Here is a 9,219-nt window from a genome sequence, read left to right as displayed (position 1 = left end):
TCTCGAGGTCCATGGAGCCGACGACGTTGCGCAGCGTGGTGACGGTGAGCTGCTCGACCGCCTGGATGTAGTTGGCGATCTCGTACGCCGCCGCGCGCGGGTCGGTCACCTGGAAGTACAGGACGGTGTCGATCTCGACGACCAGGTTGTCCTCGGTGATGACGGGCTGCGGGCGGAAGGAGACGACTTGCTCGCGCAGGTCGATCATGGGATAGACGCGGTCGATGTAGGGGATCACGAAGTTCAGGCCGGGTTTGAGCGTGCGGTGGTAGCGGCCCAATCGCTCGACGTTGCGCGCGCGGGCCTGCGGCACGATGCGTACGGCACGCAACACGGTGAACACGGCGAACAGCGCGACGACCAGGCCGACGATCAGAAGCTCCATATGATCACTCCCGGGGATAGACGAGGGCGGTGGCGCCCTCGATCTCGATGACGTCGACGGTCGCCCCCACAGGGATGACCAGCGTCTCGTCGTAGGCCCGTGCAGACCATTCCTCGCTCCCGATGCGCACCCGGCCGTCATGCCCCGTGACCTGGGAGACCACAGAGGCGGGCTTGCCCACCAGCGCCTCGACGCCGAAGCGCTTGAGCTGCGGCTGGCGGATCTGACGCAGGGCGATCGGCCGTACCACCAGCATTCCCGCCCCCGCAGACAGGGTGAAGACGAACAGCTGCACCGCGAGAGGCAGCCCGAGAGCCGCTGTGCCGGCCGTGAGCAGGGCAGCGACGCCCAGCAGGCCAAGGGCAGCAGTGAGAGTGAAGATCTCGGCCACACCTAGCACGACGGCGAGGACTAGCCAGATGACCCAATCATCCATGCTCCGTCCCTCCTGACGTGGCCGATCACCGGCGCTGGTGGATTTCGCGGTCGGCGGTGGCCGCCGCTCGTACGAGCAGGACCGCTTGGCCAACCCTTCGCAGCCGCCCTTACCCGCTCCCGGCTCGTCTATACGGCTCACCGGCTGAGCGTCGGGGCGAGAACACCCCACGCTGGCTCGGTGCTTGGTCAGGAGCTACCGGCCGGAGCGAGGAGACGCTCTTGGTCATGGTTGAGGGTGACCGTGCCGAAGGTGGAGCGAGGCACGAATGAGAACACCAACCGGCTGCTGCGTCAGTACTTGCCCAAGGGCACCAGCATGGCCGATCTCAGCCAAGACGACCTCGACCGGATCGCCACAAGCTGAACACCCGCCTCCGCAGGACCTGGAGTTCGACGCCCCGGCCGATAAGCTCGGCGTACTGTTGCGCTGATCGGTTGACTGCACCGTGGCTCGCTTGAGGATGTCGACGTTCTCACGCAGCCGCCGATTCTCCCGCCGCAGCGCCGCCAGTTCGTCTTGCTCGCTGCTGGTAAGCCCGTCACGTCGGCCGGTATATCGACCTCGGCTTGGCGGACCCAGTCACGCACCGCGGTCTCGGTCAGATCGAAGTCCTTGGCCACCTGACCGATCGAGCGATCACCGCTGACACAGCTCGACGATCTCGGCTTAGAACTCCGGCGTGAATGAGCGGCGAGAACGCTTCTTCTTCCCCATGCTGTCCATGATGGACATCTTTCCGGGGACGAGCCCTTGATCTCAGATGTCCGTCAAACGGAGCAAGCCCACTGCAGTCAGTGCTCGCTCGACCTTGTCGGCCCCGATTCAACGCACAGGCTTGTTCGACGACTGCCGCGGCCGTCACAATGCGTTCCCGAGGGCCAGGAGTGCTTCGTCCTGAGAAGGATGGCACTCTGAGAATCGCATGGGCAGCACGATGCACGTCGGCATACAGCGAGGATGTCCATCCCGAGGGACAGTATCGAAACCCTCCGTAGAGGCGCCGCCTCTTTACCGGCCGACGGCAAGAAAAGGGCGTTTTTCCTGGCCCGCACGTACATTGTCGTCACGCCAGGTCTTTGCCAGCATCCGAATTGGTCCTTCATGTGGCGAAAGTAGAGGAGTAATTCGATGCTCGCCCACGAGCTGGCACACGATTTTCCGGCCCTACGGGCCGATGCCCAGCTGGCCGACGTGCTGGCAGCCATGGTCCGCGGCAGTCTTCCTGGAATCGTGATCCTCGGCTCCAATAACCGGCCCCAGGCTACGCTCTCCCTACCCGAGGTACTCGACCTGTTGCTGCCATGGCCGTTTCGCGAGAGCCCGAACCTCGCGAATGTCTTTCCGGACGATATGGCGGACCGGATTCTGCTGGAGGCCGTCGAACACCCGATCGGAGAGCTGCTGCGCCCCCACTTCCCGGATCGGTGTTGGGTCCGTGGACAGGCGACGACCTTGGAGGTCGTCACGGCGATGGTACGGCAGCGCAGCCCGCTCGCAATGGTCCTCGACGCCGCTGCCGGGCCGGGGGTGATCTCTGCCCACAGCCTGATCGGCAGGCTTACACAGCCTCACGACCCGGGTTGTACGGGGCAGAATGCCGAATGCCGGTGGTGATGTCGTCGCTGGGCCAGCCCAGCAGGCGGGCACCCAGGGTCGCCGTCTCGATCGCGTGTCGCTGGATCGGGTTGTTCAGGTCATAGCCGGTGAGCTTGCGGACCCGCTCCAGGCGATAGGTCACCGTACGTACGCCGACGTGCAATCGGCTTGCGGTCAGCGTGGCGACACCACCGGTGGCGAAGTAGGTGAACAGCGTCTCCAGCAGAGCGCTAGGACCCCCTCTGGCTGCCCGCAACGGACCCAGCACGGTCTCGACGAGCTCGCTGATCGCCGCGTTGTCCCTCAGAAGCACCTGCAGGACCAGCAGGTCGGACGCGTACAGCACCTGGTCGGTGAGTTCCAGGCGGCGCGCGTACGCCACCACGCCGCGGGCTTCCTCGAAGGAGCGCACCACCCCGCCGGGGCCGTGGTGGGCCCGCCCCACGCCGATCCGGAGCGACTGGTCGCCATCCGCCGTCTGCTTGACAAGGGAGCCGAACGCTTCGCCCACGCCTTGGACGTATCCGGAGGCCACGCAGACCAGCAGGCCTTCTTTCGTGGCGATCAGGATGTCACGCACGCCGAACCTGGACAGCAACCCGGCCTCCACGTGGCGTGCGACCGGGCCGCCGTCGTAGAAGGGCCGGTCGGCCTCGGCGACGCACACGAGATGAGCGCCTGCCAAACGCAGCCCGAAGCGCTCCGCCCGCTCGGCGAGGGCGCCGGCGTCCCTGCGCCCGTGGAGCAGGTCGTCGACGAACTCCCGGCGCAGCGCCTCCTCTCGGCGGATCACCATGCGCTGAGCCGCCTCATATCCCTCCACCAGCGCCACGATCGACCGGTCCGCGGCCCGGAAGACCGCCTCGCCCGCGGCTCGAAGATCTTCCACCCGTCTGACCCGGGCGATCCCTGGCAGTACCGGCCACGCCAGCCAGGTGGCGCTGAGATGAACGTCGATGATCGCGCGCAGAGGAATACCACCCTGTGCCGCCGCCTCGCCGCAGTCGCGCATGCGCGACAGCGCCGAGCCGTCCAGGTGCCGCCCCGTTTCACTGACGTGAGCCAGAAGCGGAAGATATTCCCTCAACCACTGGGCAGACACGCCCCCGGCGTCAGCACTGGCACGGGCGGCGATCTCCGCCATGTGCACCTGATACGTGACCTCGCTGGTCTCGGGCTCCCCATGCCTGTGCTTGGTCATGGCTTCAGGCTCTCTTAGAGGGGAGCGTCTCGGCAAGATGTGGGCGGATATACGCAAGTTTGTCGAACTTTTCTTGCCGGTGATCGGCAAGCAAGGGCACAGTGGTTTTCTATCGCGGGAGCGGTGCATGGATTGTTGGTTACAGCGCTGGGTACCAGCCTGGAGATCGCTGACATCTTCCGTAGACCCGGCATCCGTGGTCACGGCAGTCTTAGTCGCCTGGCCATGAGATGCAGCCGACGCCTGTTTCGGCGGTTCACCCGTCGTGTAGGCGTAGGAGCCGCGGCCCTGGCGGGGACCTTGCCATGGTGGCGGTTGTCTGCATGTGGACATCGATGGTCATCATCAGCTGGACAGTCGTGGCCACCGGTGCAGACGCTGGTCGGCTGCGCTCTTCTGACGGCGACAAGCTCCTCGGCGCTGCAGATCCATCCGACGCTGATGAGGACGAGGTGTCTGGCGATCCCGTTTTTCGACGCGTACGCCAGCGACCAGGGCCGCGTCCTGGGCTGACTACCTCCCGGCAAGCGGGCCGGAACCGTCTGCGAGCGTTCCACCCGAGAACTGGACACCTGGGTCGTACGCGGACTTGTTCTGTCAGCCCTGCGTTTGGTGGCCGTGATCCTCGCCTTGGTAGACGTCGGGGATACTGTCCCGGTCCTGATCCGCGGTTTCGGCCTGGTGGAGGAGCCTGTAGTCGCGGTTGCGCAGGCGAAGGACCACTGTGGCCAGCAGCGCTGCAGCAACGGAACCGGTTAGCACGGCCATCTTGACGTAGGCACCTCGATCGCTGTCTGCGCCGAAGGCCAGTTCCCCGATGAGCAGAGACACCGTGAAGCCGACGCCTGCCAGGATCGACAGGCCCAGCACGTCTACCCAGCTCAGACCTTCATCGAGGTGGGCGCGGGTGAAGCGGGCCACCAGCCAGGTGGCGGTCATGATTCCGATGGGCTTGCCGGCAACGAGGCCGAGGACGATGCCCATGGCCACCGGGTCACCGAGGGTGGACACGAAGCCGTTCAGCCCGCCTACGTACACCCCGGCCGACAGGAACGCGAACAGAGGTACCGCCACCCCCGCCGAGATCGGCCGGAAGAGGTGCTCGAAGTGCTCGGCCAATCCGGGACCTGCCTTCGGGCCGCCAGCACGCGCACTGCGCATGACCGGTACGGCGAAGGCGAGCAGCACGCCGGCGACGGTGGCATGCACGCCCGAGGCGTGCACCAGCGCCCAGACCGCGAATGCCAGTGGCAGCAGCAGCCACCAGGAACGCACGCGGCGTTGCACCAGCACGGTGAAGATCACCAGTGGGACCAGCGACGCCAGCAGCGGGAGGGGCGCCAGGTCGCTGGTGTAGAACAGGGCAATGATCACGATGGCCAGCAGGTCGTCGACCACGGCCAGAGTGAGAAGGAAGGTACGCAGCGCCGAGGGGAGGAACCGGCCGATGACAGCGAGCACGGCCAGGGCGAAGGCGATGTCGGTGGCCGTGGGGATCGCCCATCCGCTGGCGGCACCGTCGACGGTCCTGGTAGCCAGCAGGTAGATCAGGGCCGGGGCGATCACACCGCCGAGGGCCGCGGCGACCGGCACTGCGGCACGCCGCGCATGGCGTAGGTCCCCGGCGACGAACTCGCGCTTGAGCTCCAGGCCGGCCACGAAGAAGAAGATCGCCAGTAGCCCGTCGGCGGCCCAGGTTGCCATATCAAGGTTCAGATGCAGCGAGGCAGGGCCGACCGTGAAGGTGCGCAACGTCTCGTAGGTGCCCGACCAGGGAGAGTTGGCCCAGGCCATGGCCAGAGCCGCGCCGACCAGTAGCAGTGCACCACCGATGGCTTCCTTGCGCAGGATGTCGGCGATACGGCGCGCTTCAGCCCATGAGCCGCGCCCGAACAAGCGAGGTGCACGACGCTCGACATCGGTCATGAACACTCCAGATCAAGGTCACATGAGACAGAACGGCGTTCCCGGCGCGCGCCACCGCCTGTCTGCACCCGTTGGCACCGCACTCGCATCAGCCGGGGGAGTCCGGCACCCCCGACATTGACGGGGCCACGATGTCCAGATGGCTGCGGCATCGGCGATGGGCCGCAGGTAAGCCTGTACGGCGGACGGCCGCTTGCCTTCCTGCAAGTGGCGCGACATCGGGGACGGCTTGGTGTCCGTTGTCGCAGACCGTCCGGTGGCTACATGTTGACGTCACGCCGGCCTCTCACGCGGCTCTCAGTTGGTCACGCAGCTGCGAACACGCCTTGGCCTCAAGCCGGGACACGTGCGCCTGGGAGACGCCCAGGTGCTGCGCGATCTCCGACTGCGTCTGATTGCCGAAGAAGCGCAACAACAAGACAGTGCGTTCCCGATCCGGGAGAGCGCCCAGCAGAGGCCATAGCGACTGCCGGTCGATGACCAGTTCGATGCCTTCGTCGTCTTGCCCGTCTGAGGGCTCAGGCCGACAGTTCTCCTCGCTGAGGATGACGTCGAGAGACAGGCAGCTGTACACCGCGTCTGCTCTCAGCCCTTCCGTGACATCGGCCAGATCCAAGCCGAGATGGTCGGCCAACTCCTGCGACGTCGGGCGGCGCCCGAGCTCCTGGGTGAGATGCTCCACCGCGAGGTGCGTCACAACCTTCAAATTCTGCACACGCCGTGGCACATGAACGGCCCAGCCCATGTCGCGAAAGTGCCTGCGGATCTCACCCAGAATCACCGGGACCGCGTACCCGATGAAGGTGTTACCTCGCCGGACGTCGAACCTGTCGATGGCCTTCACCAGCCCGACATTGCCGGATTGGATGAGGTCCTCCACAGGCTCACCGCGACACTTGAAGCGCCGAGCCAACGTTTCGACCAACCCCTGGTGCCGGCGAGCGAGCTCCTGCCGGAGCCAGTCCCGGCGTGGATGGCCGGCCGAAAGGCTGGCTAGGCGCTCGAACAGGTGCTTCTCGTAAGGATCGGCCCAGTCCGCCCCGCAACGCCGCGAGGTCGGCGCGGCCGAAGTCGTCTTCTCCAGCACGATCTGCCCCTCCCAGACACAGCGAGCCCCCATCTGGAGGCTGTCGCGAGAACGCGAGGTGCAGCAAGGGCAGCGAGCCGCAGTCTCCTACCGCGCTACTTTGCCGATGACAGGCAACACGCGGGCTTGAACGAAGCTGTCGATGCGGTAGTGCTCCACTAACCCGGCCCGCTTCCTCACTGCTCTGCCCTGGCCTCTGTTGCCCCGAATATGGATGGACGGGCATCTCCTCGGCCTCCGGGGTTGGCCGCGAGATGCCCGTACCCTCACGCTTCAGGGTCTTCTTGCCGGACGCAAGGGTCGCCAGCGGCAGCGTCGAGCTCGCCAGCTTGCGCAAGATCGGCAACCGGTGAATAGAGCTACGACGAAACTGCAGCCGACAGGGCGGACCGGCGTGACACGAGGTGTGCAGACGGAATCGGCCGCGCCCTCATCCACAGGGGCGCCGTGGTTGGCTTGAGCTACAAGAGCCTCCTTGCGGGGGAAGTACTTCAGGAGCGTTGTGGTCGATACGTCTGCGACCTCGGCGACGTCCCGGATTCGCCTGTTCGTCGCTGCGATCGAGGAACAGGGCTGCGTCGCCGAGGGACTGGCGGGTGGCGGCCTTCGGTGGAGTAGCGGGGACGATGGGCCAGCGTGGCGGTTGCTCACCCCTCATACTCGAGAGTCACAGGTAGCGGCGTCTCCATTCGGCGGCGAGGAGCCGCCATTCCACGTCGATCGAGTGTGCCGGATCGCGGCTGATCCAGGTCTGCGTCACGCGTCCGGCAACTACGATGATCAAGGTACAACCGAGCAAGGAGAGCACGACAGCGGAACTCGCTCGGGCGATGGCATCCTGATGCGTTGCCGGGGCCGCTACGAGGGCCCCGCTGTGTCTGTCCACCCAGACGTCGTGGCGTGTCCCGATTTCGGCGGAGGACGGTACGGTGACCTGCCCGCTGTGCTCCGTCCCGTCGGGCGCAGTCCATTGAGCGTGGAACACCCTGACCACAGGGACGGGAGCCCTCCTGCTCACGACCAGGACGCGTGTCTGCTTGATCAGCTCTGCCTGGACGAGCACCCGCTCAAGGGCGTCCCGTTCGCCTTGTTCAGCGGTGGCGGTGTAGGTGACGCGCCCCGCGACGAACGTGATGACCAAGGTGGCGCACACGGCGAGCCGCAGCCAGCGCAACGGCAGGAAGAGCCCGGCGATCATGGCGGTGGTCGTTGACGTGATGCTCGCACCTTCGCCTCCGGAAGGAACGGCGTGGATATCATGCCGACCAGACTTCCCGGCGCACCACTACGAATCTATCAAGACGCGCCCGCGCAGGCCATCGAGGCAGCCCCCTTCGCGGGACTTGGATCAGGCGCGCGATAAGACCAAACGCGCCCTCAAGCCCTTCGCCTGCATGGGCACCAGTCTCCCACCCGCCGCCTGGGCGGCGCTGTTGCCCGGCTGCCTGCCGTCCCAGTTCATCCGTTCACGGAGCCGAGCGTCCTCACTGACACTGAGGCCGATGGCCGACGCGATGATGTCAGCGGTCTCGCGGGCACGTCGCATGGGGCTGTTGAACACGGATTCGGATCAACGGCCTGCAACCAGCGAGCGGCGTGACGTGCTTGACGGCGTCCCGTCTCGGTCAGGCCTGGATCGTAGCGAAACGGCCGTGTACGCCTTTCCAGGCCTCGCCGGCGCACAGAGACCTGTGATCGCCGATCAGGAGCCCTGTACACATATCTTATGACCGCGTCCACTACCGGCATCAGCTTGACGGAAAGGGCCGAACCGGTGGTTGTGTACGCCACTGGGTGGGTGGGAGTACAGGAACCTGAAGCCGCAGCTGGCCTGCCCGCTGGAAAGTGAAATCGATGTCGACGAAACTGCCGCTGCGTAGCTGTCTGGTGAGGCCGGCGAGTATGGCCTGTGGCTTGGGGCCGCCTCCGGCGGGATCGTTCGGCCGGATGTCCACCATGCCGCCATGGACGCGAGCTTGGGTGAACAGCTGTGTGGCGGAGACCGACACCAGGGTGTCGGTCTCCGCTCGCTGGTTGATCATGGTCACGTAGAGCGGAGCGTGGGCGTCCGGCTGGAGTGGCGCGCCCGCTCGGCCGCCCACGATGAACGCGTTTCGCAGCAGCAGGCCGTTCTTGATCCCGTTGGCGACGCCAAAGTTGGGGTTGTAGAACTCGGTCGGCGTCATCTCTGGTTCGGGAGCGCAGGCGGTGGCGAACAGGACCGTTGCCAGCAGGCCAGTCGCCAGTTTCCGGATCATGTCATTCTCCCTTGCCTCGTTCTGTCGCAACAACAGGTCGGTGCGGCGAGTGGACGAGACCGATACCGAGGCTGCCCGCCTTACTAGGGCGCGTATCGAGTCCTGATCAAGTGGCGGTCCGGGTGAGGTGCTTGACCCAGATCATTGAGGCGCGCAGATGGAGGCCGGCGAGGTAGCTGGCTGGGGTCTTGTCGTATCGGGTGGCGACGCCTCGCCAGGCCTTGAGCTTGTTGATCAGGCGCTCGACGGTGTTCCTCTCCTTGTAGAGGTCGGCGTCGTGACTGACAGGCCGACCGCCCGCGGAGCCCTTCTTCTTCCGGTCGGCGG

General features: G+C 65.8%; 9 protein-coding genes and 2 pseudogenes. 2 read left to right on the top strand and 9 right to left on the bottom strand.

Annotated elements, in window-relative coordinates; all coding sequences use genetic code 11:
- A partial coding sequence (locus ABFX50_RS49785; protein ID WP_346158159.1) for an SPFH domain-containing protein occupies window positions 1–385 on the bottom strand: 385 nt, incomplete at its 3' end.
- Window positions 386–389: 4 nt separating this feature from the next.
- Complete coding sequence (locus ABFX50_RS49780; RefSeq protein WP_346158157.1) at window positions 390–821, bottom strand: NfeD family protein; 432 nt, start codon at window positions 819–821, stop codon at window positions 390–392.
- 255 nt (window positions 822–1,076) lie between these two features.
- On the opposite strand from ABFX50_RS49780, the pseudogene ABFX50_RS51720 reads away from it, so the two are divergent.
- Window positions 1,077–1,184, top strand: a pseudogene (locus tag ABFX50_RS51720) (IS30 family transposase); the annotation flags it as partial.
- Window positions 1,185–1,952: 768 nt separating this feature from the next.
- The gene (locus ABFX50_RS49770; protein WP_346158154.1) at window positions 1,953–2,438 is read left to right on the top strand and encodes a CBS domain-containing protein; all 486 of its coding nucleotides are present in this window, start codon (window positions 1,953–1,955) and stop codon (window positions 2,436–2,438) included.
- On the opposite strand, the gene ABFX50_RS49765 is transcribed toward ABFX50_RS49770, so the two are convergent.
- From ABFX50_RS49765 to ABFX50_RS49740, 7 genes and pseudogenes are all read right to left on the bottom strand, one after another.
- On the bottom strand, window positions 2,383–3,621 hold the full coding sequence (locus tag ABFX50_RS49765) for a PucR family transcriptional regulator (protein ID WP_346158151.1): 1,239 nt from the start codon (window positions 3,619–3,621) through the stop codon (window positions 2,383–2,385). The two genes, ABFX50_RS49770 and ABFX50_RS49765, sit on opposite strands and share 56 nt — an antisense overlap.
- 597 nt (window positions 3,622–4,218) lie before the next feature.
- Window positions 4,219–5,547: a Na+/H+ antiporter NhaA gene (gene nhaA, locus ABFX50_RS49760; RefSeq protein WP_346158148.1), complete on the bottom strand. Its 1,329-nt coding sequence runs from the start codon at window positions 5,545–5,547 to the stop codon at window positions 4,219–4,221.
- Window positions 5,548–5,833: 286 nt separating this feature from the next.
- Window positions 5,834–6,556: a SigB/SigF/SigG family RNA polymerase sigma factor gene (locus tag ABFX50_RS49755; protein ID WP_379506789.1), complete on the bottom strand. Its 723-nt coding sequence runs from the start codon at window positions 6,554–6,556 to the stop codon at window positions 5,834–5,836.
- Window positions 6,557–7,301: 745 nt separating this feature from the next.
- The gene (locus tag ABFX50_RS49750; protein WP_346158140.1) at window positions 7,302–7,832 is read right to left on the bottom strand and encodes a hypothetical protein; all 531 of its coding nucleotides are present in this window, start codon (window positions 7,830–7,832) and stop codon (window positions 7,302–7,304) included.
- 150 nt (window positions 7,833–7,982) lie between these two features.
- Window positions 7,983–8,195 (bottom strand): histidine phosphatase family protein, encoded by a 213-nt coding sequence (locus ABFX50_RS51715; RefSeq protein WP_379506256.1) that lies wholly within the window; start codon window positions 8,193–8,195, stop codon window positions 7,983–7,985.
- Window positions 8,196–8,382: 187 nt separating this feature from the next.
- Entirely contained in the window at window positions 8,383–8,892 is a 510-nt protein-coding gene (locus tag ABFX50_RS49745; RefSeq protein WP_346158137.1) for a copper chaperone PCu(A)C domain-containing protein, read from the bottom strand.
- Between the two features lie 106 nt (window positions 8,893–8,998).
- A pseudogene (locus ABFX50_RS49740) lies at window positions 8,999–9,219 on the bottom strand (IS5/IS1182 family transposase); the annotation flags it as partial.

The sequence above is a fragment of the Nonomuraea recticatena genome, from assembly GCF_039533245.1.
Classification (GTDB): Bacteria; Actinomycetota; Actinomycetes; order Streptosporangiales; family Streptosporangiaceae; genus Nonomuraea; species Nonomuraea roseola.
The sequence above is the reverse complement of the archived record's forward strand: the minus strand, read 5'-3'. Positions and strand labels throughout refer to the sequence as shown.

Bases quoted from the DNA above. Each gene is read 5' to 3' on its own strand.
- nhaA (WP_346158148.1), bottom strand. From the start codon at position 5,547: ATGACCGATGTCGAGCGTCGTGCACCTCGCTTGTTCGGGCGCGGCTCA.
- ABFX50_RS49780 (WP_346158157.1), bottom strand. From the start codon at position 821: ATGGATGATTGGGTCATCTGGCTAGTCCTCGCCGTCGTGCTAGGTGTG.
- ABFX50_RS49750 (WP_346158140.1), bottom strand. From the start codon at position 7,832: ATGATCGCCGGGCTCTTCCTGCCGTTGCGCTGGCTGCGGCTCGCCGTG.
- ABFX50_RS49765 (WP_346158151.1), bottom strand. From the start codon at position 3,621: ATGACCAAGCACAGGCATGGGGAGCCCGAGACCAGCGAGGTCACGTAT.
- ABFX50_RS49745 (WP_346158137.1), bottom strand. From the start codon at position 8,892: ATGATCCGGAAACTGGCGACTGGCCTGCTGGCAACGGTCCTGTTCGCC.
- ABFX50_RS49770 (WP_346158154.1), top strand. From the start codon at position 1,953: ATGCTCGCCCACGAGCTGGCACACGATTTTCCGGCCCTACGGGCCGAT.